The organism is Cryobacterium glaciale (assembly GCF_004402535.1).
GTDB classification, from domain to species: Bacteria; Actinomycetota; Actinomycetes; order Actinomycetales; family Microbacteriaceae; genus Cryobacterium; species Cryobacterium glaciale.
Genome location: NZ_SOEY01000026.1, coordinates 48,269 through 73,042 on the forward strand (window position 1 = coordinate 48,269; position 24,774 = coordinate 73,042).

Sequence of the window (24,774 nt, forward strand, 5' to 3'; positions counted from 1 at the left end):
TGCCTTGTCACTTCCCTCCGGACCTGTGTATGGCTCAATCTGCCTTGGCGCGCTCGCTTGCTTCTGCCAAGTCTTGCGAGATCTCCGCATCTAAGAATTTGCTGATCGCCTGAAGCGCGTTCGGGGAAATGTCGCCAAGGGTACGGGCCGCATACGTTTTGACGCGCGCGGAGCGCATTGCCCGCACGAGATCGAGTTGAGCGCTCACCTTGGCAGGGATCTCGGCGCCGTCCGAGCCGGCGAGGAACGCCGGATCAACGTCGAAGAACGCCGCCAGCCCTTCGAAGAGAGAGCGGTCTCGCACGTATCGGTGGCCGTTCACCACGTAGGTCCACCTCGACCGCGAGAGGTTCGTTCCGCGCTCTTCGAGGAACGCGGCAATCTGCGTAAACGTGGGCTCGGTGCCCGTCTCGGCTTCAGCGACGTCGAGCAGCAGCCGGAGGCGCTTTGCGAGATCATCCGCGGCTGTCGTGCTGTCGTCTTCGATCATGTGCGGAACCATGGCTCCTCTGGCGATGAACGGATGCTCGGGTCGTTGAGAGTGCCCAATATACCCGTTGAGCATGATCAACGCAAGGGTTGCGCATGCTCAAATCTGGTGGTAAACCATTCCCTGAATCGAAAATTGAGCATGCTCAAACACGATGCCCCTCGCTGAACGCACTGGCACGGCGAGGTGCACCTCTCTGTCATCCACGTGGGCGTGGCATCCACTCGGGAAGGTGGTCATTGTGTCTTTGGAATCGCACTCGCAACAGGAGCGAGAGCAGAAGCTCACCGACCTTCACGAACGTCTGGTCGCCTCCGTCGAGGCCCTAGTCACCGGCAACGAGTGGAAACAGGCGCTCGTGTTCGCCGCCCGATTCCGCACACGCTCGTTCAACAACACTCTCCTGATCTGGGCGCAGCATTCCGCAGCGCACGAACGCGGACTCGTGTCGGCGGAGCTCCCCGGCTACGTCGCCGGCTTCCGACAGTGGAATGCGCTCGGGCGTCACGTGGTCGCCGGCCAGAAGGGCTACATGATCCTCGCGCCCGTCACCGCGCGCTTTGCATCTTCCTCCCCCGCCGACGTGCGTTCATGGCGGAGGCTCAAGCAAAACGAGCGACCTCGAGCCGGTGAGCTCGTGCGCCAGCAGATGGTCGGCACCCGACCGGCATGCGTCTGGGACGTCTCGCAGACCGCGGGTGCGCCGATCCATGAACGTCCCGCGCCGAGACTCCTCAGCGGCGAGGCGCCCAACGGTCTCTGGGATGGCCTCTCCGCGTTGGTCCGGGACGCCGGGTTCACCCTGCTGTGGTCAGCGGATGCCGCGTCGCTCGGCGGAGCGAACGGGCGCACCGAGTTTCACGGCCGAACGGTCTCGGTGCGCGCCGACATGGATGCCGCCGCTCAGGTGAAGACACTCGCCCACGAGCTGGCTCACATCCGGATGCACCAGCCCGACGCCGATGCGCAAGCTCACCGCGGAATCGGTGAGGTCGAAGCCGAGTCGGTCGCCCTGATGATCGGCGCGGTCCACGGCATGGATACGAGCGACTACACGATCCCGTACGTGTCCGCGTGGGCGAGTTCGGTGCCAGGCAAGACTGCTACCGAGGTCGCCCAAGAGACGGGCGAGCGCGTGCGTCGCGTGGCCGTGGCGATCCTCGACCAGCTCCAGACCGATCAGATCGGTGCCGGCGATCCCCTGGTGTTTGATCGTGAGAAGCCCACGCAGAATCTCGCCGTCGCGAGGGCCTCCAGCGAGCCCTCGGGTGTGCGGCTCGGCGCCCGGAGTCTCTGATGGATATCGCCGAGGTGCTCATGAGCACGAACCGACTCACCACACGGGACACCGCGCTCGTGTTCGCCCGGGCGGGCATCCCAATCTTCCCCTGTGTACGCGACGGTAAGCGCCCTCTCACTCCGGCGGGATTCAACGACGCGAGCTGCGACATCGATCAGGTGGGTGCCTGGTGGGCTCGCTGGCCCGGCGCGAACATCGGGATGCCCACCGGCAGCGTATCGGGTGTCGACGTCGTCGATATTGACGTGGCACACACCATTTCGGGCTTCGACGCTTTCGCGCGTGCCAGCGCCGCCGGGCTCGTGGACGGAGATCTGGCCCGGGTGCGCACTCCATCCGGAGGCATGCACATCTACTTCCCCGCATCCGCTGCCCACCCGCAGCGCTGCTGGCAGTCTGCGGCCGCGCACATCGATTTTCGTGGCAACGGCGGGTATGTGGTCGTGCCGCCCTCGACCCTACTTCTGGAGAACGGCCGAGTCGGCTACCGCCTCGTGACACTGTCCGCCTCAGGCTCCAAGCCAGTGGATGCCGCGGCACTGCGCAATCTCGTCGACCCACACGCGCCCCAAGCAAAATCACGCCCGGAGACAGCAGGCGTGCCCGAGCCGACCCGGCTCGCGCAGTGGGTGGGCAGACTGCAGGAAGGCGAGCGGAACAGCGGATTGTTCTGGGCCGCCTGCCGCCTCACCGAGGCCGGCTTCACACCCGCCGCTGTCGAAGCAGCACTCGCCCCGGCTGCCCAGAGTGCCGGCCTCCCGGAGACGGAGATCACCGCCACGATCAGGTCCGCCAACCGACGGGCTGCCGAAGGCCCGCACGGTCGGCCAGAAAGCCAATGGCGCGACCGAACATCCCCAGGGAGCAGACAAGGCGACGGACCATGCCTGGCGTGACGGAGCATCCGTCGAACCCGCGTAGGGAAGCGTCAACACTCCTGCTGTACAGAACAACGATGTGAGGGAGAGCACAAGCCATGGACGAAGACGACTTCGAGGCGTCACACCGCGCACCGAGCCTCGCCATCGACGGAGAGGCCTCGCCTCACGTCGCGTTGACTCACGGCGGCATCGCCGATCCACGGCGCACCCGCGCAACGACGCCCGAGAACCGCGCCGCCCGCCCCGGCCTCGAATGGGTTCGACCCTCGGATTTACTCAGCACCGGCGGCGCCCGTGTAGCCGGTCGCGGGATTGATTTCCAGGCCGAGCTCGCTCGGCGACTGCGGCGGGCACCCTCCACCGTCCGTCGGGCGATGCGCGAACGAGCCGACCGGCTCCCTCCCCTCTCCGAGTTCGGACAGTCGGGCGAGCGTCCACCAATGTCCCGGCACGGTCTCGGGCGGCGCTGACCATGAGCATCCTGTTGAGGACGGCAACACACACCAATTTGACAGGAGGTACCGGAATGGACTGGCAGACGCAGCGGGACAAAGAATCGAAGTCATTTCGCGAGTCAGAAGGCCTCCGAATCTTGCTCGCCCGACTTCAAGCGAATGGCGGCGTCACGTGGCGGACGGACCCCGAAGCATCCGAACTCATGCGGTTCGCCGCCCGGCGCTACGCCGGGTTGGCACGAAAGCACGGTCTGGATCCCTGGGAGGCCGCCGCGGCTGCATACGACGCAATGCGTGCATCGTCGACACTCCGCGCCGACGACCCCTGGGCAATGGTCACCCGAGCAGTGCAGGTGACCTGCATCGCGGAGGAACGCGCCCAAGGCCTCCTGTGCTCCGTGCACCAGGCGCGCCGGCCCAAGGTCTCGGCCTTCCACGACGCCGAACGCTTCAGCGATCGCGAGCACGCCCTCACGGACTACCACCCCGCGTTCAGAACCAGTCCGGCCGACGCGCAGCCCGACGAACCACCACGGGTCGAGGTCGCGGCAGCGGTCGAAGACGCCATCATGATGTTCACCCTGCTCGATTGGCCAGCCGACCGCGCCCGAAACGGCGTCGAGTACGTCTGCGGCCGACTCGCAGACGCACCATCGCGTGCCTCCGCGTACGAGTCTCTGCGCCGCGACTACCCCGCCCGTGCGCTCCTCGACGTTCCGCAGCGAGCGTGGATGGCAATGCTCCGAGCACTCCTGGGCAGCGGCAACCCCCTGCAGGCGCACACCAAAGCCGGCCACGGCATCCTGCTTCGTTTGCTCCTCGGCGAACCACTTCGCGCCTTGTTCCACGACGACGACCTGGTCGCCGACATCGTCAACAACGCTCCCGGGGCGCGGGTATGACCAGCACGCCGGGGCACATCGAACTCGAGCGGTCGATCGACTCCATCCGGATCGGATCGCGGCATCGCACCGACCTCGGCGACATCGACGCCCTCGCCGCCTCGATCGAGAAGCAGGGACTCCTGCAGCCGATCACCGTCACGCCCGACGGCACCCTCGTCTGCGGCGCCCGCCGCCTGGCCGCTCTCCGACAACTCGGAGTACGCAAACTCAACGTGTGGGTTCGCTCCGGCATCTCAGACGGACTGGCCCAACTGCTCGCGGAACAAGACGACAACGCCCTCCACAAGACCCTCAGCCCGACTGAAGCGGCCACCCTGTATCGCGAGGTGAAGATGCTCCTGGCGGAGGACGCACGTCGGCGTCAAATCGCGTCACGATTCGGCGCGAAGCAGGGGAACCCCGTATCTGACGGTGCTGCCACCGTGGCAGCACCGGTGACCTCCCTTGATGGCTACGCCCGGGCACGGGCCGCGCTACTCGTGACCGGGACACGCTCATACACGACGCTCGAACGCATCGGCTACCTGCAGCGCATCGTCGCCGATGAGAATCTCGACGAGGCACTCCGCCGCCTCGCGACCACTGAGCTCGACCTGATTAGCAACGGCGGCTCGGTCACCGCCGCGCACCGCCGCATGAAGACTCAGTTGGCTTTCGCCGAACTCGAGCAGCTGGCAGCGGATGCCGCGCAACCCGCGCTCATCCGCCACGCCGCGTCGGCAGGAACTTCACGCGTGCACGCCGCCGAGACCACCCAAACCGACATCGAGCTCGAACAGCTGGCCCGAGAAGCGCTCTCCCGAGCCAAGACAGCGACGAAGGCCAAAAACGCCCGCCCAGCCACCTCCAACGATTCCAATCTGCCCGTGCGTTCGTTCGTGTTCCTCTGGAACGACCTCCACGACTGGTGGCTCCGCTACGACGACGCCGAGATCGTTTCCGAGCTCACCGAGGACCAATGGGAGCAGTTCGAAGCGACACTTGCCGGCACCATCGCGTTCGCCGAGCGGATGCGCTCCCTTCGTGACGACTCCCCTGCAGTTGCTCGGGTATCGACACGATCGCTTTCTCGATGAGGCAGCCCGCCCTAACCCTGAGGAGATCACAATGCATTTCGCCCACCGGCGCCGTCGGGTCATCGCAATCGTCAGCAGCGGCATCGCCCTGATCGTTCTCATCGTGGTCGGCTTGTTCGGACTTCTCCGTGGGCCCGAAAAACCGAGCGAGGACGCACGGCCGGCACCCGCAGCATCCGCTTCACCGGTGCCCACGGCCCGCCCCGATCAGCCGCCGCCAATTCTTACGACGAAAGACCCCGAGAATTTCACACGCAGCGTCGCGGGTGCGCTCTTCAATTGGGACACGCGTGACCGCGTTGGCCTCTCCGACTGGGCGCAGGTGATCGTCGACGTCGCCGACACGGATGAAGCACCCGCCGTGGCCTCCGATGTTCGGGACTATCTCCCCGCCGCTCAGATGTGGCAGCAACTCAGCACGTACGGCACTCGGCAATGGATCGAAATCGAGTCGGTAGCTGTGCCCGAGGCCTGGGCGACCGCGCTCGAACAGGCAGCGCCGGGGCAGATACCGCAGGGTGCCACGGCACTCACCGTAACGGGAACTCGTCATCGCACCGGCACCTGGAAGACGCAAGCACTGAACACGGAGCGACAGGTGGCGTTCACGGTTTTCGTCGTGTGCCCGGCCAAGGAGACGTGCACACTGCTCCGGCTGTCTCAGCCCGACCAACCTTTGGAGTAAGGCCGAGCGATGCAGAAGCTCATTGGCCTCGTCGCGGCGCTCATGCTCGCCGGCCCACTCATCGGCCTGGTGGGCGTGGCCGCTCTCACCAATCCGGCCGCGCGCTCTTGCGGATCGGGGTCGCTCGTCGTCGGCAGCATCCCCGATTCGCTGTCCGCTCGAACGCGAGACGGCGGATCGATCACCCTGAATAGGGCCCAGCTGACCCATGCCGCAACGATCATGACGGTCGGCTACCGATACCCCGACGTCGGGCGACCGGGAGTGCTCATCGCGTTGATGGCCGCGCTCACCGAATCGACGCTGCGCATGCTCGCCAACCCCAGCGCATATCCGGAGTCCGCGGCGTACCCGAACGACGGGGTCAGCGCCGATCATGATTCCCTGGGCCTCTTCCAAATGCGGCCGGTCTCGGGCTGGGGAACAGTCGCCGAACTCATGCGCCCGGAGTACCAGGCACAAGCCTTCTTCGGCGGACCCTCGGGCCCCAACGCCGGCTCGCCACGCGGGCTGCTCGACATCGCAGGCTGGCAAGCCCTCGACCCGGGTGCCGTTGCACAGGCAGTCGAGGTCAGCGCCTATCCCGATCGGTACCAGAACTTCCAGCCCGTCGCCGAGTCGATCCTCGCCGCGCTGACGCGGGCGCCCTTGGCGAGCGCAGTTGGCTCCGGGTTGACCATCGCCGAGACCTCGCGTGTGGTGTTTCCGCTTCCCACAGGCACGTACACAAACACCGACAGCTTCGGATGGCGCACCGACCCCTACAGTGGAGCCCGAAAGTTCCACGCGGGCAGCGACCTCGCGGCGCCCCTGGGCACTCCGATCCTCGCCGTCGCCGACGGGGTCGTCAGCTTCGCGGGTCGACGGGGCAGCTATGGCGGGCTGATCACGATCGAGCACACGGTCGGCGGCGTGCGGGTCACCTCGTACTACGCCCACCTGTACGACTACGGCATCCACGTCGCGGCCGGCGACACTGTGGCCGCCGGCCAACACATCGGCGACGTCGGTTCCGCCGGCAAATCAACCGGCCCGCACCTCCACCTCGAGATCCACCCCGGCGGCGCGAGCCAACCTGCCGTCAACGCCGTGGACTGGCTCACCCAGCACGGCGCCGCCGGCTTGGCCGGTGCCGGGGTCGCCGCGGCCGGCTGCGGAAAGGCGAACTGAGATGGACGTATTCCCCGACTTCGGAGCCGTCGGTGGCGCAGCGGAATTGCACAACGTCGTCGGCGCGATGCTGACCTTCGTGTTGATCATGTCGGTGCTCATGATGATCATCAGCGGCGTCACCTGGGCACTCGCGTCGGCGAATGGCAATTTCCAGACTGCCTCGCGAGCCCGGGTCGGACTCTGGGTCGCCTGCGGCGCAGCGGCCCTCGCGGGCGCCGGTGTGGCCTGGGTCAACTTCTTGCTCGGTGTCGGCTCTAGTCTCCAATAGGCGAATTCCACGCCAAAGCACGACATATCCAGAAGCTCCGGGCTCTTCGTAGCCAACCCTGACCGGCACAAATCGTGCGCGCAGTGTCTCGTAACCTAAGTGCCTCATAACCCATGAATTACGGGGCACTCCGGCCCCCAAGGTTCTCCGCAGAAGCCCTGGCCGGTCGTTGAGACCGTCACTGTCCCGCCATCATCTTTAGTCCGCACCGCCACCGCGTTGAAAACGGCATCCACTGGTCTCTAAGTCGTCGTCCAACCAGTCATCGCCGACCGCACGGTGGTTAGAGTCGGCACGTCGTCGCCGCCGTACGATGGGGGAATGAGCGCAGCGCGATCGACAAATCAGGCCGGCCTGCCACATGTCTTCATTGGCTCGTCAACCGAGGGCCTAGAGATCGGACGCCATCTCCAGCTCGATCTCGAACGCACTGGCACCTGCATGGTTACCCGCTGGGACCAGGGTGTGTTTCAAGCGTCGACGTACACGATCCACCGTCTCGAAGAGGCCGCGCGAAAGGCAGATTTCGCGATCCTCATCGCCACTGCCGACGATACGGTCACGACCCGAGGCGAGTCGCAGAACGTGGCGCGGGACAATGTCGTTTTCGAGCTCGGCCTATTCATCGGCGCTCTAGGGCTTGAGAGAACTTTCATCGTGGCCGACCGCACCGAGGATCTGCAACTGCCATCCGATCTGGCCGGCCTAACGTGGCTGCCGTACACAAATCGCCCGGACGGCAATGTTGGCGCGGCCGTGAACGAGGCCGTCGTTGGCGCGACAAGTCAGATCAGGGCGCTCGGCAAGCGCGTGTCCAGTGTCGGCGCGAGGCCCCGGGATCAGAGTGGTGTGCGGCGGCCGTTGGACGCTGAGATCGAGCGCATCTGCTCCGCAGCTCTTGCACAGGGGTGGCGGGTGAGGACGAATTCGGGCACGACTCTGCGTCTTCAGGATCGCTCGGGTCGCAAGTTTACGTTCTCGATAGGCGAATCTGTCTCGTCGCGAGTACAGCTCAGGTCGTTCGCCGCCGACCTGCGGGCCAACGGTCTGCGGGTGAGCCGCAGCGTGCGGCAGCCGGTGGAAGACTCCCCGCTTTACCGCTGACCGGGAGGTTCTCCCGTGGGCCCGTTGCGGGATTCCACGGGAGAACGGCGCTCCAACTCAATCGCTACTGAGAACCCTGTTGCCAAGACGCCGCGCCTCGATCATCGGCGATCGCTTCTGCGAGGAAAGTGCACCACGGAGATCCAACTCCGGGGGCAGAGCCACCTGGACTTCCGTTACTCGCCGCACGTTTAGTGAATCGCCACCGACTCCTGAATGCTACCCAATGTTGAGAACCAACGACTCCACGGACGGGCGTCTCGGCAATTGCAGAAACCAGGTCGAAGGCGTCGGGACACCCTTCAGCGCGCGGCTAGCTTCGTGAGTACGATTCACCTATGCAGTGGATCGAGCATCGGTCGGCAGGGAAAATGGGCCGGACACGCCAGCCACTCGATAGGCTGTGGGAATGCCTGGCGCCAATGCAAAACGTGGCGACATCTACAACGTTCATCCGTCCGCAGCCAGCCCGGGCGACGCCCACCAGACGCCGCGGCCGATGCTGTGCGTCGCTGAACAACCGAACGACCAGCTCGCCTGGCGCGCAATGTCCCGAACAACGACGGCCGGTACCAGCGTGGACCTTTTCAGTGCCGCAGATGCTTCGCTCGGACTGACGAAGGACGGTTGGTGGTCGTACCGATATCTCCGGTCGGTGAAGAAGCGGTGGACAGGAGATCCAAGCTTGTGTGCCTACAAAAGTACGCTCACCAACCCATTGCTCTCCACTGTCATGGCCCACTACATGTCGCGGAAATAGCCGAAAGCCTGATACGTTGAACGACTCTCCCAATACAAGAATGAAGGCACCGCCGCATGTACGAGCTTGAAACACCGCCCAACGGTGTCTCACGCGAACGCTGGCACGGGGAGACCGCAGGGACGCCGGAGGTGGGCGACTTGTGGCTCATTTCTTGGAATGGTGAAGCGCTCGCCCTTGCTGTGCTCGCAAGCATCCGAGACACGTATACTCTCTGCTGGCCGGTCACCCTCTCGGACGTACCCGTCTTCGCGCCGGCCCTCGAAGTCCCCTCGACTCTGCTGGACGTGCCGCTGCTGGTGTGGCCTACCCGGGAGACCGGCATGGGGCTTCACATGCTGCACCGCCGGTTAGGTCGTCTGCTAACTGCGAAAACAATGAGCCTTATCGACGTTGCCGTTGAGACGGGCGACGTCGACTTCCCGTTTCCCCTCGCCACCTACACCGTCGATGGGGAGGAAGCCGAACGCGAAAGCGACGAGATGGTTGATCGCTGGGAACGAATCTGCCTGAACACATGGCCGGAAGTCGTACCAGGCTTGTCCCCCTTCAACGCCGACGCTTTCCGTGAAGTGAACTTGTACGCTGGGGACCTTGCAGGCATTCTCGGTATCACTGTCCCCGCTGCGGTCAGTCTGGTCCGCGGCGAGTCAGTGCCGACAGCTGCGCAGCTTGAGATGGTTGCTGTAGCAATTCGCCGTGACCCAGAGGCTCTGCTCGACGCTGGCTCTGACGCTGCGGCCCGATTGCTGGTCCAACCAGTATTCAAGGATTCGCTCGTCGCGCTCGCGAGAATTCGGGAGCTTTCCGAAGCGGATGCACGCAATCTGGCCCGAGGCGAATTTGCGTTGGCCGCCCGGTCAGACGGCGACAACCACGCACGGCTACAGGCGACCATCGACAGACTACGGGAAGGCTGAACCGATGGGCGCTCCCGAGGCTGAACATTTCAAGTACCTGGTCGAGCGGAATGACTACCGGGCCATCGCCTCGGAGCTTGTGCGGCTGGAAATCGAACGCGGTGTCATCTCCATTTCCGAGCTCGGCGCCGACCCCGAAGCTGCTGTGGCGGGCAGCCCCGAGCTTGACCTCGAATACGAGACGAACCTCACCCAGGGATGCTCGGTGTACGGCTTCTACCGGTACAGGGACGGGCAACCGTCGGTCATTCTCATCCACCCGTCGCTGACAGCGGAGCGGGACAATTTCACCATCGTCCACGAGTACGGCCACCATGTTCAACGACACCACCGAGATTGGGTGGACGTCAGATATTCGCTCCCAGCCGCCCGGGGTGACAAGGTGGAAGAACGCGTCGCGGACGCTTTCGCCTCCACAGTCCTCATCCCGGAGGATGCCTTGCCGACAGGGATCAACACCTTAAGCGCACGGACGCTCGCTACGCTGCACAGTCAGGTTCGGGCATCACGCTCGGCGGTCGCGAACCGTGTTGTTGAAGTCGCCTCATCGGAGCGGGATTGCGCAGTAGTGGTCTGCGACGAAGAAGGTCGAGTCATCTTCGCGCGAGCGACTGGCGACGACGTCTTCACACCCGCGCGTGGCATCGTCCAGCCCGGACTCGCAACCCTGTTCCAGTCGGCAGCATCAGCAGGCGGACATGTGATCGGCGACCTGGCGGAAGGTCTACGCGCTCTCTCCGGGTGGATCCAAACTGACTTGTCAGCGGACGTCGCACTCGACTTCTCCGGAGCTTACGCATTCGTCGTTCTTCGCCCGACACAGGTGTTCGGCCGCGAACAGTCGTGGGCTATGCGGGAGCACGAATGTGTGAGTCCGGCGTGCGGAGCCGATTTCGTTGTTGACAGCTCAGTTCAAATCTGCGGCAAATGCCGTGATCCGAAATGCCCGGAGTGCTCGACGTGCTCATGCGAACCCGCCGCCGAGACGTTCTGCACGGCCTGCTTCATTGCGCTCTCCGTCGCTGAGCAGTCGGGCCAGGTTCAACACGTCTGCGACTGAGACTAAGCGGTCATGCCGGCAATGGGCCGCGGCGGACCCACGTCATTGGTACTGAGGAGGTCCACCATGGCGTCTGGGTTGCGCCATCATCAGAGCGGGCAACCTCTCAAATAGTTCGGCGGTTTTCGAGATGGGCGCAACCATGGCGTCCGTTCCTGCCACTTAATCTTGCGCGCATGAGAGGACTCGTGTGCGCTGAAATGCATCGGTAGACTGAGCCAGTCTCGAGAGGGAGTTGGAGCACCATGGAGCTTGTTCTGATCGGTGTCGCAGTGATTGTCGTTCTCCTCGTAATCACAACTCTGTCCGACAAACGCAAGAACCCGGACAAGTACCCCACCAGGGTAGAGCTTCACAAGGTCGAACAGCGCGACCAACTCTTCCGCCGCGGCGCGATCATCATGAAATCAGCGGTCAAAAGTGTGCTCAGTCCGGGCAAAGATGAGGCCCGCGATGCCTGGGAGCAGGCGGCCACACTCGGAAACGTGCACGCGATCACTGGTCTCGGGATCATCGCGATGATGGACCACGACCTGGCTGCGGCTCAGGCTCGGTGGACCGAAGCTTTCCGCGAGGGCGATGACGCCGCGTACATTTTCAAGAGCATCTCGGCGGATCCCGAGAGTTCGAAGGAATATGCGCGCGCAGTCTGGGCGTACCTGGATGCGATGGCAAGCGGCGAGCCTGATAACTTGCGCCACTGGAGTGCCGTCGCGCGGCCACTGGGTCCCAGCAGCTACGCTGACGGGCTCCTTGAACGGGCATCCATGATCGAATTCAATAATCGCAGGGGGCCCTGGGGAGTGAGATAGCGGCGTGCGCGGATCAGGGCGTCTATAGGACAGGCGATTGACCACGGCAGGTATCAGCTAACCCCATCACGCTGCTGTCGATCACATATGGGGCGGTCGAAAATTACCACAATCGGCATCCACCTGCGCGAGCGCGGGGCCGCTGGCGCACCTCCCAGTCGTATGCATCAACCGACTGAGGGAGCTGATTGTGGTTGACATTGTTCCGAACGGGACGGGCCTTCCCGGCATTGAACAACTGCGCGTCATCGTCGGTGCGGTGATGACCGTGGGGCTGATCCTGAGCGTGCTCGCCCTGATCATTGCGGCGATCGTGTGGGGTTTCGGCGCCAACTCGTCCAACCCGCACCTCGCCTCGCGCGGCAAGGTGGGCGTCCTGGTGGCCTGCGGCGCCGCCATCATCTGCGGCTCGGCCGTCACCCTGGTCAACTTCTTCTGGACCGTCGGCCAAGCCGTCTGACCCCGATTCCCACCTGAACGGGGCTCCAGATGAGCGTGTGCGACGTGCCGGTCATCGCCGACGTCTGCAACACCGCGGGCGAAGGCGCCGCTGCATTGGTCGCGGCGCCGTTCGATTGGCTCGCCCATTCGATGGGCTCCGCCGCAGCCTGGCTGTTCAAATCCGTCTGGGCAGCGTTTGATTCCACCACGCTCGTCGACGTCACCGACCCGGCGTACATCGACGTCTACAACGTGCTCTTCGGCGTGGCCGTCTTCGTCACCCTAGTGTTGTTCTGCCTGCAGCTTCTCACCGGCCTCGTGCACCGCGACCCGACAGCGCTCTCCCGAGCCGCGATCGGCGTCGCCAAGTCGGTACTCGGATCATTTATCATCATCACCATCACCGGCCTGCTCCTCGAAATCACCGATCAGCTCACGATCGGAGTCGTTGAAGCGAGCGGCAACACGATGGAAGGCATGGGCGACCGCATCGCTCTCCTCGCCACCGGCCTCACAGCCATCAGCCTCGGCGCCCCCGGCGTCGGAGCGATCGTCACCATCTTCCTGTCCTCACTCGCGATCACCGGCGCGGCAATAGTCTGGTTCTCACTCCTCATCCGCAAAGCCCTGCTGCTGGTGGCGATCGTCTTCGGGCCAATTGCACTCGCCGGCGCGACCTGGGATGCCGCCAAAGGATGGTTCTCGAAATGGGTCGCGTTCGTGATGGCCCTCATCCTGTCGAAGCTCGTGCTCGTCGTGATCTTCTTGGTGGCGGTCGCGCAAGTCTCGGCCCCGATCGATGCCGACCTGGCCTCCGTCAGCGATCCGATCGCCGGAATCGTCTTGATGTTCATCGCCGCCTTCGCCCCTTACATCACCTACAAGTTCCTCAACTTCTTGGGCGTCGACATGTACCACGCGATGTCCAGCGAACAGGAAGCGAAGTCGGCGATGAACCGGCCCGTCCCGGTACCGAAAGCCCCGATGGTCGACGACCCGAAGAAGATCCTCGAGCCCAGCGGTGACGGCGGAAACGGAAAGGCACCACAAGGCGGCCCCGCCCCGACAACCTCATCGGGCAGTGGAGGGCCTGGTCCCACATCGTCGGGTGGTGGATCGGCTGGCGGCGCAGCTGCCGGCAAGGGCGCATCCGCCAGGGCTGGGACGGCCGCCGCAGGTGCCGCAGCAGGGGCGGCCACTGCGGGCGTCTCCGTCGTCGCAGAAGTGGTCAAGGCCGCTGCCCAAGCCGGCCCGAATATGGCCAGCACGGTCGGCCACGCAGCGGATGCTCACAGCCAGTCTTCGAGCAGCGCCGCCGCCCCGACCACATCACGGCCATCATCCGGGCCCTCCTCCACACCAGGCAAGGACGTGTAGTCATGGACACCGAAAATACCCGCACCGAATACCCACTGCCAGCCGTGCAGTTTTCACGCCTCACCAGACGAGGCATCATGCTTGGCCTATCGGTCCCGCAATTGATCGCCCTGTCCATCGGCACGCTCACCATCGTCACCGTGCTCTACACGACTGGCGGCTCCGGTGTCGCCTGGTCTGCTCCCTTGTGGGGAACCGCAGCATTAGTCGCCCTCATTCCCCTCGGGGGCCGAAAGATCGTCGAGTGGGTGCCGATCGTCAGCCGGTGGATGTTGCGCGCCGGCACTGAGCAGCTCACCTACCGGCGCCGCATCGTGCGTCCACGACCGGTCGGCACCCTGTCTCTGCCGGGCGACGCATCCGCTCTGCGCGAATGGAACGACCCGGAGTCGGGCGCGGTCATGATCCACGACCCGCACGCCCGCACCCTCACCGCAATCGTGGCGGTATCGCACCCAGCATTCGCCCTGCTCGACCCCGGGGAGCAGCATCGCCGAGTCGCCGGGTGGGGACGAGTGCTCGCCGGCGCCTGCCGGTCCGGGCGAATCGCACGCCTGCAGGTATCGGAACGCACGCTGCCCGATTCCGGCACCGGACTGGCCGAGTGGTGGGAACGGCACGGCAGCAACGACGACAGCTGGGCAGCCGCCACCTACCGCGAACTCATCGCGCGAGCCGGCCCCACCAACGAACGCCATGCGACCACGATCAGCGTCTCCCTTGACCTCGCCGCCGCCGCCCGGCAGGTCCGCACGCAAGGCGGCGGCATGCGCGGCGCAGCGGCCGTGCTGCGCCAGGAAATGACCGCACTCACCGCGGCCTTGCGCGCAGCGGACCTCACCGTGGGCACCTGGCTCGCCGCAGACGAGCTGGCGAGAATACTGCGCACGGCATACGACCCCGACGTCGGCGTCGACTTGGAACGGCACCCTGACGTCGGGCGCTCGCTTGAAACCGCCGGCCCCGTCGCGGTTGCTGAAAGCTGGGATCACCTCCGCACCGACAGCGCCTTCCACGCCGTGCTGTGGATCAGCGAATGGCCTAGATCACAGGTGTTCCCCGGATTTCTCTCCCCCCTTGTCTTCACCAACGGCATCCTCCGCACCGTGGCGCTGCACTACCTGCCCGTCCGCACCGATCAGGCGGCGCGCGACCTGCGCAAGAAGAAGACCGAACTGATCAGCGACGCCCACCAACGCACGCGCATCGGCCAAATAGCGGATGCCGGCGCCACCGCCGAATACGACGACCTCCTACACCAGGAGGCCGACCTCACCGCCGGCCACGGCGTACTGCGCACGACCGGCCTGGTGTGCGTGACCGCGCCCACCCTCGACGAGCTTGACGCCGCCGTGGCGTCGATCGAGCAGGCCGCCATCCAGGCATCCTGCGAAACCCGCCGACTCGTCGGCCAACAGGCCCAGGCCTTCACCGCCGCAGCGCTCCCCCTGTGCCTCAGCGTGTGACCAGTGGCACTCCTGTTATGCAGATAACCCCGATTGGAGCCGACATGTTCGACCAACATCCACAACCACCGGAATCCCGATGGATAAGCGTCATCTTTCTGCGGGGAGAGCAAGCCGAGGAACTTCTGGGCATGATCGACCGCAACGGACCCGCTGTCGCACGCCAGTTCCTCCAAAAGTGGGACTACGGCGAGCAGACCACCGATGCCGCCCTCACGAACGGGTATGTCTACGACCACATTCCGGCCGGAACGACCGACCGAACCATCGAAGACGCCGCCTCCCCATATGCGCTCACCTACAGCAGGCAATTCCGGTACGTCTCGCTCCTGCGGCGGTACCCGGTCGCACCTGAATGGGAGCCCGCACCGGCACCAGCAACCACGCCCGCGATTCGAACGCGTCACGGCGCCGACATCTGGGCACCCACCCGGGACCGGGCGACAACCATGACAGGGCACACGGTCGCGCTGTGAGAAACACCGACGCGGACGAGCGGATGCACACAGCCGCGCTGGTCGAACTGCACGGCGAGCCCCGCCGCGACCGCCACGCCCGCCGACGATCCGCAGCGAAGATCGAAGCGGATGCCCGCAAGGCCAAGCAACTCGAGGCGCGCACCCGGTGGCGCGCCGAGCGCGACGAAGTGCGCTCGAGGGCTTACCTGGCCGTAAGCGGCGAGTCCGGCCCCGCCCAATTGCGGATGCCCGGGCTTCTCCGGCTCCCGAAGCATCAGGACACGTCAGCGACGCTCTCGGGTCACTACCCGTTTCTGGCTGAGGCGGGGCTCGGCTCGGCTGGCGTCTTCGTCGGGCAAGACCTCTACTCGGGCGGTTCGTTCGTCTACGACCCCTGGGTGCTCTACCAACGCGGCCTGATCACCGCCCCGAACATCGTGCTGGCCGGCATCGTCGGCTCTGGAAAATCCTCCCTGGCGAAGTCCCTCTATACCCGCTCGCTCCCCTTCGGCCGTCGCGTCTACGTGCCCGGCGATCCCAAGGGCGAGCACACCGCCGTCGCCGAAGCCGTCGGCGGCAAGGCCATCATCCTCGGCCACGGACTCAGTAACCGGCTCAACCCACTCGACGAAGGACACCGGGCAGCATCCTCATCCAATGCCGAATGGTCGGCACAACTGACCGCGCGGCGCCGCGACCTGATCGGAGCCCTCGCCGAAACGGTGCTCGATCGACCTCTCAGCCCCCTCGAACACACGGCCATCGACCTCGCGTTAGCGGATGCTGTGCGGAGCGCAAAGGTACCAATCCTGCCGATGGTCGTTGATCGCATCCTTGCCCCGAACCCCGAGGACGACGAGGGCCGGCTCGCGGAGGACGGACGCCTCGTTGGCCATGCGCTGCGACGGCTGGTCGCCGGTGACCTCGCCGGGCTCTTCGACGGACCGTCCACCGTGCGCTTCGATCCCTCGCTTCCGATGGTGTCACTTGACCTGTCGCGCGTGGCGGAGAACTCGACGCTCATTTCAGTGCTGATGACGTGCTCGTCGGCGTGGATGGAGTCCGCCCTTGCGGACCCGGACGGCGGCCAGCGGTGGGTCATCTACGACGAGGCCTGGCGACTCATGGCCTATCCGGCGCTTCTGCGCCGAATGGACGCCCAGTGGCGCCTGGCCCGCCACTTCGGGATCGCGAACATGCTCATCTTCCACAAGCTCAGCGACCTTGACAATGTCGGCGACTCGGGCTCCGCCATGCGCGCGCTCGCGTCGTCACTGCTGGCCAACGCCGAGACACGCATCGTCTACCGCCAGGAACCGGACCAGCTCGGCTCCACAGCATCCGCTCTCGGTCTCACCCGAACCGAGCAGAAGCTGCTCCCCACGCTCGGCACCGGGCAGGGGCTCTGGCGCATCAAGGGCCGCAGCTTTGTTGTGCAACATCAACTCCACCCCGACGAGCTCGCAGCCTTCGACACGACCTCCCGGATGACCTCAGGCCAGCATCCACAACGCGGGGCCCAGAGCGCACCTTTCATGCAGTTTGAGGAGGGACTGCCATGACCGAAAGAGTGCTGAACGACGAGCGAGAAGCAAGAATCATGCTCGCGGCGCTGTCCGAGCCCGGCGACGTCATCACGGGAACGTTGATCGCTCGGCTCGGCGCGGTGGAGACGGTGCAGCTGATCACCTCGGGCGTGCGCCTTCCGAACGGCGTTGACCCCGCAGAGGGCGAACTGTGGCGACGCCGACTGGCCCCGCGCCTCAACCCCGGCCAGGTCGATCGCATCCGCGCCGACATGGAGCGCCACAATCTGCGGCTGCTGACGCCAGAGGACATTGACTGGCCCGGTGAACTCCAGCAGCTCAGCACCAGCGCGCCGATCGCGCTCTGGCTCAAGGGCGACCCGAATCAACTCGCGGCGCCGCTGCCCGCCCGAGTTGCCATCGTCGGCGCGCATGCCGCAACAGCTTATGGCAGCCAGGTCGCCACCGAACTCGCCTCCGATCTCGCCTCGCAAGGCCGCTCGATCGTGTCCGGGGGTGCCTACGGCATCGACGAATCAGCGCATCGAGCAGCTACCGTGTCCTATCCAGGTTCGACGATCGCCGTGCTCGCCGGCGGCCTCGACCGGCTCTACCCCACCGGCCAAGAGCAACTCTTCGAACGCATCGAACAAAGCGGCGGACTGCTCGTCAGCGAACTACCGCCCGGCTCCGCCCCAACACGGTGGCGGTTCCTGCAACGCAACCGGATACTGGCTGCTCTCACGGGCGCGACCGTCGTTGTGGAGGCGGGGCACCGATCCGGCTCGCTAAACGTCGCAGCTCAGGCCCACGCCCTTGGGCGCCCGGTTGGCGCCGTTCCCGGCCCGGTGACGAGCCCGGCGAGTGCCGGCTGCCATCGGTTGATCCAGGAAGGGATCGCGAGCCTCATCACCGATGCACAGGATGTGACGGACCTGCTGGACTCGACAGTCGGCTTCTCCGGAGACCGAACCTTCGCTTACTCCCCCACGAGACGGTTCACCCGAACCGGCCCTCACCTCACGTTCTAACTCATCCGCCGACCAGGGACAGGACCAATGAACACTCTGCGACCGCACGCTGCGCTTGGCGATGAGCTTGCCAACCTGGGCATCGGACTGCTGATCTGTACGGCGGGCTTCGCATTCCTGCTTCGTGCCGCGGGTGCTGTCGCCGCCTGGGCGACCAGCACCCGGCAACCTGCCGGCGGGCCGGCGACCGGGCTTGCTGTGCTGCTCGACCCGGGTCATCCGTCTGCGGCTCTGCAAGCACCCGGCCTGAACCCCGTCGCCTACTGGCTTACTACGATCTTGTTGCTCGGTCTGGCGGTGACGGTGGCTTTCTCGTTATGGCGGGTGTTCCGAGGCACGGGCCACACGGCCAAGGTCGACCCTCACCGCATCCTGGGTATCGCGACGAGCGCCGAGGTATCGCGGGCCGCGTCGCACTCGGCGCTAATGAAACGCGCGGCGCACCTTCGACCGTCCCTCACCAACGCTGGACCCAGCGACGTCGGCTACCGAATCGGACGATCCCGCAACACCACGGTCTGGGCGAGCGTCGAGGACTCCATCCTGGTCATCGGTCCGCCGCGCTCCGGCAAAGGTGCCCACATCGTGATCAATGCCATCCTCGACGCCCCCGGCCCGGTCGTGACCACGTCCACTCGCCCCGACAATCTGACGACAACTCTTCGCGCTCGGCAGCGGATCGGTCCGGTGGCGGTATTCGATCCCCAGCGGCTTGCAGCGGGCGTGCCTGTGGGACTTCGGTGGTCGCCGATCCGTGGCTGCGAAGACCCACTCACGGCGATGATCCGCGCGTCAGGACTCGCCGCCGGCACCGGACTAGCGGCAGGCGGTGTCGACGGGGGCGGATTCTGGGAAGCCAAGACCCGAACAGCCCTGCAGTGTCTGCTGCACGCGGCAGCGCTTGACTACTGCCAGCCCGCTGAGCTGTTTCGCTGGACCCTCGATCCGGCCGCAGCCCACGACGCGGTCTCTATCCTGATGAGTACCCCGGCCGCGGCTACCGGCTGGGGTGACTCCCTCCAGGCCATGCTCGAAGCCGACCCGCGTACACGCGACTCCATCTGGCAGGGCGTTTCACTGTCGTTGGGTGCGCTGGCGGACCCTCGAGTGCTGGATGCCGTCTCACCTAGCGAGGGCGAGGGGTTCGACCCCGAAGGGTTCTTGCGCAGCAACGGCACCCTGTACCTTCTAGCTACCGGCGCTGGCTCGAACAACTCCGCCGCCCTCGTATCCGCTTTCGTCGAAGACCTGGTCGAAACCGCCCGCCGCATCGCCGCACGAAGCGCGGGCGCGCGCCTCGACCCGCCACTGCTGCTCGCACTCGACGAAATCGGCAACCTCGCGCCACTCCCCTCCCTCCCGAACCTGATGGCCGAGGGCGGCGGCACCGGCATCACGACCATGCCGGTACTGCAGTCGCTCTCGCAGGCACGCACGAAGTGGAGCGACAACGCGGCTGGCACTATCTGGGACTCATCGATCGTCAAGATCGTGCTCGGCGGAGGATCAAACTCAAAAGACCTCCACGACCTCTCGACCCTCATCGGCGACCGCGACGAGGCGACTGACTCCACCACCATCGGTGACCGCAGTTCACGCTCAGCACAGCGCTCCATCCGCCGCGTCCCGATCATGCCGCCCGACACCATACGCACCCTCCCCTTCGGAACAGGCCTAATCATGCTCCGCGCGGCCCCGCCCATCATCGCGAGCCTGCACATGTGGACCACACGCCGCGACGCCAAGATGCTGCGCGCCAACCGGGAGGAAATCGAAGGATTGATGCGCGAGCCAGCTCAAAATGACCCGGTCGAGCAATCGGTCCACGAGGCGGAGTGACGGTAATCCTTTGCCGCATTGCGGGTCGCGACCCGGGGTGCTGGCGGCGCACCTTGTAGTGAACGCGGACCACAACGGTCCGCCCTTACAGGAGGTTGAGTTTCATGCCATTTCACACGCAGCAATCGCTGTCAGGTTTCATCGCTTCGGAGGCGCAGCAATCGGTCACCGAGAACGGTGAAACCCGTTTCAGCGTCCGCATCGGCCAGCCGCACTTTCGTCGCGAAGTCAATGGCAGTTTTACCGTGCTCGAGCCGACCTTCCACGACCTGGTCGCATACCGCGCCACCGCCGATCGGGCGCTCACACGGTTCGCGAAGGGCGACAGCTTCGTCGCCGAAGGCTACGTACGCAACTTTGAGATCGAGCGCGAGGGCGAAATCATCCAGCGTGAAGAGTTCGTCGCGAAGAAAATCGGTCACGACCTCGCCCGCACCAACTACGACGTCGACCGAAAAACACGCCGCTCAGCCACCGGTCCCGAGCGGGACGCGTCGGCCGTCCAGCAGGTCATTTCTGCAGAGGCAACGCCCGTTCGCATCGGCTCCGCCGTACTCGGGATCTGAGCGCGGCGATGGTAGAACTCCCGATTGAGTGGCCGCCCGGCGGTGACGATGCCCCGCTCGGCGAGGAGTCAGACGACCTCGACGGGCCGCTCATTGCAGAGCCGCCGCATCCGGTCAATTGGAACCTCCTCACCGGCGACGAAGCCGAAACCGAATGGATCGAACTCAACCGGTGGGTGAACTGGCTACGACGGACGTATGGGCTCCCAGCGTCCGTCGTGCCACCGTTCTGGCACCGGCACCCCGAACTCGTCTGGGAACTCTCCGCATTGCACCTGCACTGGCTTTGCGCCTATGACCCCGACCAGCACGGCTCAGCCCCATTCGGATGGCACCGCGACTTTGCCGACGCCCGCCAACGCCTCCACGATTGGGCGGCAACATCCGGCACGCGCCTTGACCGCGACCGGCCGACACGCCAGACGGTTTGGCCAGGAGAACCGCCTGCCGACGGCGTGGACGACATCCCGATCGGCAACCGTGACAAGGACTTCGCGCAGTTCGTCGTCGACGACATAGCCAGTCGGCGCGAAGCCGAGGCTGCGTTCTATGCGCGCGCCGACCCTGCTTGAGCCTCGGGTAGACCTGCAGCATCGGGGGCGATCTCGCCGGTATTCAGGTTAGGGGACGAGCCGGCTGGCCGATTATTCCTCTGGACTCCGCGGGCAAACACGTCAGCAAACCGTGACACTTCAAGGCGGCGACACAATTCGAGCACCAACTACGCAGCAACCAGCCGATTCGGTCAGGACTCACAAACGTCACTAGAGCAGTTCAACAGTCGCAAACGAAGACTCTAGCGCGTATGGGTTGAGTCGATAGGCGTGTGGAAGGACACGCCAGTCATCGAGCACCTTGGGCAGGCCAGCGATGATATTTGCCGTCAATGTGCTTATGACCGACAAGCCTGATCCGGTTGGGCTACGAAGGCCAATCCAGTGCAGCCCAGCGGACCGCAAGCCGTTGCGCTCTTCGTCGATTCGAAGTTGCGCGGCGTCCAGAGTAATGATGGCGTCAAAGCCCCGCGTACCCAACTCCGCAATAAGCGGAACGTCTAGCTCACCTAGCAACATCTCCTTTTCGCAGGATCGAAACCGGTGATTACGGAATACGGACTCCAGCGGGACCGCCAGACGGGCATGAAGATTCTCATCGATGAAGAATTTGGCCACTAGCGCACGCCCGCCATCCGTACTTTTTCAGCGAACAGAATTGCGTCCTCCGCTGCCTCTACAGAAACTGACGGGTAGTAATCCGGAATGTCTCGAGCAAATAGTGTCCGATTGTCGACGAGGCCGTTAACGAGATCATACGGAATTCGAGTCCCTTCAATCGTCGGCCATCCACCCAGTCGCCTCAACTCAACTTCGATGTGCTTTGACGGCCGACGGAAGTCGACTACGTCGCGGCCCCTGAAGTCCTGGAAAGCCTCTGAAATCTCCTCGAAAGTAAATGAGTCCGCCTGCCCAGGGCGCCTGACCAAGTCGATGACTTGACCGGCCCCGTCGTCCACAACAATTGTTTTACCGTCCGTGGCAAAGCGATATTTGGAAGGGTGGTCTGTGAGATCGACCAGGTCTAGCGTGACGCGAGCGACGCTAATGCGTTGGAGCGAAGTTCGACTTCGCAAGAAAACGAGCGTGCGAAGCCAGACCAGATCCCGAAAGGAATAGAGCAACGGTCTGCTAGCGCTAATTTCAGGGACAATCAGCCCCTTGGATTTCCACGATCTCAGTTGGGAGTTCGTGGCACCGGTCAAGACCGCAGCCAGTGCGAGAGGAAACGACATCGCAGTCTCCTCTCCAACGCGTCCCTTGAATGCTAGTGGAATTCTCGAGATGGACAGTTGGGATCGCCGGAGGCCGGCACCGAACACTAGAGATGCCTGAGGCGCATACAAGGGATTTGCTCGCGAGTCGGCGAACGCAGTCATGAGCACTCACCGTGTCGAAATCGCTGCCCACGCCAAACGAATCTAGGCCGACGACCTTTCACATTAGGAGGGCGGTGCCAACTTCTGCAACACCGTCGCCGGCTCCGATCTCACCGTGCGGTCGGGCTCCGCATAATGACCGTTCGTCGACCGAATGAGTGCGGCCAATCACCACGCTTTTACCGCGCTACCATCGCGTGACTTCAACGGGGCCACCGTTCGATTCTTCCGCCCTCCCCTTCTCCCTTCTCCCTTCTCCCTTCTCCCTTCTCCCTTCTCCCTTCTCCCTTCTCCCTTCTCCCTTCTCCCTTCTCCCTTCTCCCTTCTCGATAGGCTGAAAAATATGAGCACCAAGAGCGCTAAAAGAACCAAGAGAACCAAGAGAACCAAGAAACGTCCCTCTGGTACCCCCGCCGCACCGACGTTTGCTCGCGCCGGGCTCGCACCCGGCCTATTGGGAGCGTTGGTGCTCCTAGCCGGATTCGTCCTCGTCGGTGGTGAAGGCTTCACCATCATCCGGTACGCCGTCAGTATTCTCGCGCTTATTCTCTGTGTCTTTGTTGTCCAGGCCAAAACGTGGTGGTGGCTCGTACTTCTGGCACCCATTGCGGTGCTCTGGAACCCGGTCGTGGTCATACCGCTCGAAGGCGGGGGCTGGCTCGCAGCCCAGTTCATCGCAGCCCTGACTTTCGTCGTCGTGGGCATTCGCAACAAGGTCCCGGTTCGTCGCGAATGACCCGTGTGCCAGCCACTACCAATTTGTTCTCACCGGCCACACTAACCAGGCGAACGGTGGTAGGAGCCGGGCTCTCCGCCGCGGCACTTCTTGCTCTTACCGCGTGCAGCCCGCAGCCACAACTGCTATCGCCGCAATCCGCTGCCGTTCGTGCTGCGGAGAAACGAAGGCTCTCGTCAGGGAATTCAGTCAAGGTCGACCTGCGAGCCAGCGAGACCACCGTCGATCTGGCTGGCACACTCGCCGCGACCTGGAGTTACGGCGCGCTTCCAGCCGCAACAATTCGTACCACGCAGGGCGATCTGATCACGGCCCGCGTCGTGAACGACCTGCCCGAAGCGACGACGGTGCACTGGCACGGCATCGCACTACGAAACGACATGGACGGTGCGCCCCATCTCACCCAAGATCCGATCCCTCCCCAGTCCGAGTTCAACTATCAATTTTTAGCACCCAATGCCGGCACATACTGGTTCCACCCGCACGTTGGAACCCAACGCGACCGGGGCCTCTTGGGCGCATTGATCATCGAGGACCCGCACGAACCGTTGGTCTATGACGACGAATGGGTCGTCGTTCTCGATGATTGGATCGATGGGGTGAACGCCACGCCTCCCGAAATATTCGCTGAGCTCTCCCAAGGCATGCGCGGCGCATCGAACAGCCAGAGCAACATAATGCAGAATGCGCGATCATCGCTGCTCCGCGGGCACGCCGGCGATGTGAAATATCCGCACTACCTCGTCAACGGTCGACCTGCCGCCGATCCGGAGACTTTCCGTTCGCGTCCGGGGGCGCGCATTCGCATCCGGTTGATCAATGCTGGCGGTGACACCGCCTTTCGAGTTGCCCTGGGGTCACACCGGATGACCATCACTCACACGGATGGCTACCCGGTGGAGCATGTTGACGTCGACAGTATTCTGCTCGGCATGGGCGAACGCTACGACGTGCTCGTCACGCTCGGCGACGGCGCCTTTCCCTTCGTCGCCGAGGCAGAGGGAAAACAGGCCCGTGGGTTTGCAGTTGTTCGAACCGCGTCGTTGGCCACGGCACCCGCTTCAAACGTCACGGTGCCCGAACTCACCGGACAGGTCGGAACAGCCGATCAGCTCGTCGCCGACGCGGAGTTCGCGCTTCCCATCAAAGATATCGACCGACAACTGACCGTGCGTCTCACGGGCGGCATGGCAAGCTACGACTGGGCGCTCGACAAACGCCCATTCAATATGGACAAGCCACTCGACAACGCTCGAATCATCCGTGCCGGTGAACGCGTCGGGATCGATTTCGTGAACACAACAACAATGTGGCACCCGATGCATTTACACGGACACACCTATCAGCATCTGGGCGGCGGTCCCCGCAAGGACACCTCCATTGTGGTTCCCGGGCAGACACTCTCCGTCATTTTCGACGCAGACAACCCAGGACAGTGGATGCTGCACTGCCACAACGTCTATCACTCCGAATCAGGAATGATGACGACGGTCGCCTACGAAAAATAGTGCG

Annotated in this window: 27 protein-coding genes; 24 read left to right on the forward strand and 3 right to left on the reverse strand. The window is 64.3% G+C overall.

Annotated features, from left to right (window positions below; all coding sequences use genetic code 11):
- Positions 1-34: 34 nt before the first annotated feature.
- The gene (locus E3O06_RS11915) at positions 35-490 is read right to left on the reverse strand and encodes a hypothetical protein (protein ID WP_134503610.1); all 456 of its coding nucleotides are present in this window, start codon (positions 488-490) and stop codon (positions 35-37) included.
- A gap of 241 nt (positions 491-731) precedes the next feature.
- Between E3O06_RS11915 and E3O06_RS11920 the strand changes: the two genes are divergently transcribed.
- The 22 genes from E3O06_RS11920 to E3O06_RS12025 all read left to right on the forward strand — a co-directional run bounded on the left by E3O06_RS11920 (position 732) and on the right by E3O06_RS12025 (position 21,165).
- Positions 732-1,787 carry an ArdC family protein gene (locus E3O06_RS11920; protein ID WP_134503611.1) on the forward strand — a complete coding sequence of 352 codons (1,056 nt, stop codon included), beginning with the start codon at positions 732-734 and terminating at the stop codon, positions 1,785-1,787.
- Positions 1,787-2,686, forward strand: a complete 900-nt coding sequence (locus E3O06_RS11925) for a bifunctional DNA primase/polymerase (RefSeq protein ID WP_134503612.1) — start codon at positions 1,787-1,789, stop codon at positions 2,684-2,686. The genes E3O06_RS11920 and E3O06_RS11925 overlap by 1 nt, the downstream gene beginning before the upstream one ends.
- Before the next feature lie 80 nt (positions 2,687-2,766).
- On the forward strand, positions 2,767-3,141 hold the full coding sequence (locus E3O06_RS11930) for a hypothetical protein (RefSeq protein WP_134503613.1): 375 nt from the start codon (positions 2,767-2,769) through the stop codon (positions 3,139-3,141).
- 56 nt (positions 3,142-3,197) lie between these two features.
- Positions 3,198-4,028, forward strand: a complete 831-nt coding sequence (locus E3O06_RS11935) for a hypothetical protein (RefSeq protein WP_134503614.1) — start codon at positions 3,198-3,200, stop codon at positions 4,026-4,028.
- Positions 4,025-5,107, forward strand: coding sequence for a ParB N-terminal domain-containing protein (locus E3O06_RS11940; RefSeq protein WP_134503615.1), 1,083 nt, complete (start codon positions 4,025-4,027; stop codon positions 5,105-5,107). The genes E3O06_RS11935 and E3O06_RS11940 overlap by 4 nt, the downstream gene beginning before the upstream one ends.
- Before the next feature lie 31 nt (positions 5,108-5,138).
- Positions 5,139-5,792 (forward strand): hypothetical protein, encoded by a 654-nt coding sequence (locus tag E3O06_RS11945; protein WP_134503616.1) that lies wholly within the window; start codon positions 5,139-5,141, stop codon positions 5,790-5,792.
- 9 nt (positions 5,793-5,801) lie between these two features.
- Positions 5,802-6,962 (forward strand): M23 family metallopeptidase, encoded by a 1,161-nt coding sequence (locus E3O06_RS11950; RefSeq protein ID WP_134503617.1) that lies wholly within the window; start codon positions 5,802-5,804, stop codon positions 6,960-6,962.
- 1 nt (position 6,963) lies between these two features.
- Entirely contained in the window at positions 6,964-7,233 is a 270-nt protein-coding gene (locus E3O06_RS11955; RefSeq protein ID WP_134503618.1) for a DUF6112 family protein, read from the forward strand.
- Between the two features lie 321 nt (positions 7,234-7,554).
- Positions 7,555-8,337 (forward strand): TIR domain-containing protein, encoded by a 783-nt coding sequence (locus E3O06_RS11960; RefSeq protein WP_134503619.1) that lies wholly within the window; start codon positions 7,555-7,557, stop codon positions 8,335-8,337.
- A gap of 409 nt (positions 8,338-8,746) precedes the next feature.
- A complete protein-coding gene (locus E3O06_RS11965) occupies positions 8,747-9,097 on the forward strand; it encodes a hypothetical protein (RefSeq protein WP_134503620.1) in 351 nt (116 codons plus the stop codon).
- A gap of 56 nt (positions 9,098-9,153) precedes the next feature.
- Entirely contained in the window at positions 9,154-10,017 is an 864-nt protein-coding gene (locus tag E3O06_RS11970) for a hypothetical protein (RefSeq protein WP_134503621.1), read from the forward strand.
- Positions 10,018-10,021: 4 nt separating this feature from the next.
- Positions 10,022-11,077, forward strand: coding sequence for an ImmA/IrrE family metallo-endopeptidase (locus E3O06_RS11975; protein WP_166788203.1), 1,056 nt, complete (start codon positions 10,022-10,024; stop codon positions 11,075-11,077).
- Positions 11,078-11,322: 245 nt separating this feature from the next.
- Positions 11,323-11,889: a hypothetical protein gene (locus E3O06_RS11980; protein ID WP_134503623.1), complete on the forward strand. Its 567-nt coding sequence runs from the start codon at positions 11,323-11,325 to the stop codon at positions 11,887-11,889.
- 190 nt (positions 11,890-12,079) lie between these two features.
- The gene (locus E3O06_RS11985) at positions 12,080-12,349 is read left to right on the forward strand and encodes a DUF6112 family protein (RefSeq protein ID WP_134503624.1); all 270 of its coding nucleotides are present in this window, start codon (positions 12,080-12,082) and stop codon (positions 12,347-12,349) included.
- A 29-nt stretch (positions 12,350-12,378) separates the two neighbouring features.
- Positions 12,379-13,707: a TrbL/VirB6 family protein gene (locus E3O06_RS11990; RefSeq protein ID WP_134503625.1), complete on the forward strand. Its 1,329-nt coding sequence runs from the start codon at positions 12,379-12,381 to the stop codon at positions 13,705-13,707.
- A 2-nt stretch (positions 13,708-13,709) separates the two neighbouring features.
- Positions 13,710-15,173 carry an SCO6880 family protein gene (locus tag E3O06_RS11995; protein WP_134503626.1) on the forward strand — a complete coding sequence of 488 codons (1,464 nt, stop codon included), beginning with the start codon at positions 13,710-13,712 and terminating at the stop codon, positions 15,171-15,173.
- Positions 15,174-15,217: 44 nt separating this feature from the next.
- Positions 15,218-15,649 (forward strand): hypothetical protein, encoded by a 432-nt coding sequence (locus E3O06_RS12000; protein ID WP_134503627.1) that lies wholly within the window; start codon positions 15,218-15,220, stop codon positions 15,647-15,649.
- Positions 15,650-15,672: 23 nt separating this feature from the next.
- Complete coding sequence (locus tag E3O06_RS12005) at positions 15,673-17,193, forward strand: ATP-binding protein (protein ID WP_241980129.1); 1,521 nt, start codon at positions 15,673-15,675, stop codon at positions 17,191-17,193.
- Positions 17,190-18,188, forward strand: coding sequence for a DNA-processing protein DprA (gene dprA, locus E3O06_RS12010; protein ID WP_134503628.1), 999 nt, complete (start codon positions 17,190-17,192; stop codon positions 18,186-18,188). The genes E3O06_RS12005 and dprA overlap by 4 nt, the downstream gene beginning before the upstream one ends.
- A gap of 27 nt (positions 18,189-18,215) precedes the next feature.
- A complete protein-coding gene (locus E3O06_RS12015) occupies positions 18,216-20,027 on the forward strand; it encodes a type IV secretory system conjugative DNA transfer family protein (RefSeq protein ID WP_134503629.1) in 1,812 nt (603 codons plus the stop codon).
- 104 nt (positions 20,028-20,131) lie between these two features.
- The gene (locus E3O06_RS12020) at positions 20,132-20,593 is read left to right on the forward strand and encodes a single-stranded DNA-binding protein (protein WP_134503630.1); all 462 of its coding nucleotides are present in this window, start codon (positions 20,132-20,134) and stop codon (positions 20,591-20,593) included.
- Between the two features lie 8 nt (positions 20,594-20,601).
- The gene (locus E3O06_RS12025; RefSeq protein ID WP_241980126.1) at positions 20,602-21,165 is read left to right on the forward strand and encodes a DUF4913 domain-containing protein; all 564 of its coding nucleotides are present in this window, start codon (positions 20,602-20,604) and stop codon (positions 21,163-21,165) included.
- Positions 21,166-21,357: 192 nt separating this feature from the next.
- Here E3O06_RS12025 and E3O06_RS12030 read toward each other — a convergent pair whose 3' ends face one another.
- Both E3O06_RS12030 and E3O06_RS12035 read right to left on the reverse strand, forming a co-directional pair.
- A complete protein-coding gene (locus E3O06_RS12030) occupies positions 21,358-21,765 on the reverse strand; it encodes a hypothetical protein (RefSeq protein WP_134503631.1) in 408 nt (135 codons plus the stop codon).
- Complete coding sequence (locus E3O06_RS12035; protein ID WP_134503632.1) at positions 21,765-22,382, reverse strand: DUF433 domain-containing protein; 618 nt, start codon at positions 22,380-22,382, stop codon at positions 21,765-21,767. The genes E3O06_RS12030 and E3O06_RS12035 overlap by 1 nt, the downstream gene beginning before the upstream one ends.
- A 487-nt stretch (positions 22,383-22,869) precedes the next feature.
- Here E3O06_RS12035 and E3O06_RS12040 point away from each other — a divergent pair, with 487 nt between their 5' ends.
- Positions 22,870-23,262 (forward strand): DUF6804 family protein, encoded by a 393-nt coding sequence (locus tag E3O06_RS12040; protein WP_134503633.1) that lies wholly within the window; start codon positions 22,870-22,872, stop codon positions 23,260-23,262.
- Entirely contained in the window at positions 23,259-24,770 is a 1,512-nt protein-coding gene (locus tag E3O06_RS12045; protein WP_134503647.1) for a multicopper oxidase family protein, read from the forward strand. The genes E3O06_RS12040 and E3O06_RS12045 overlap by 4 nt, the downstream gene beginning before the upstream one ends.
- Positions 24,771-24,774: the final 4 nt, after the last annotated feature.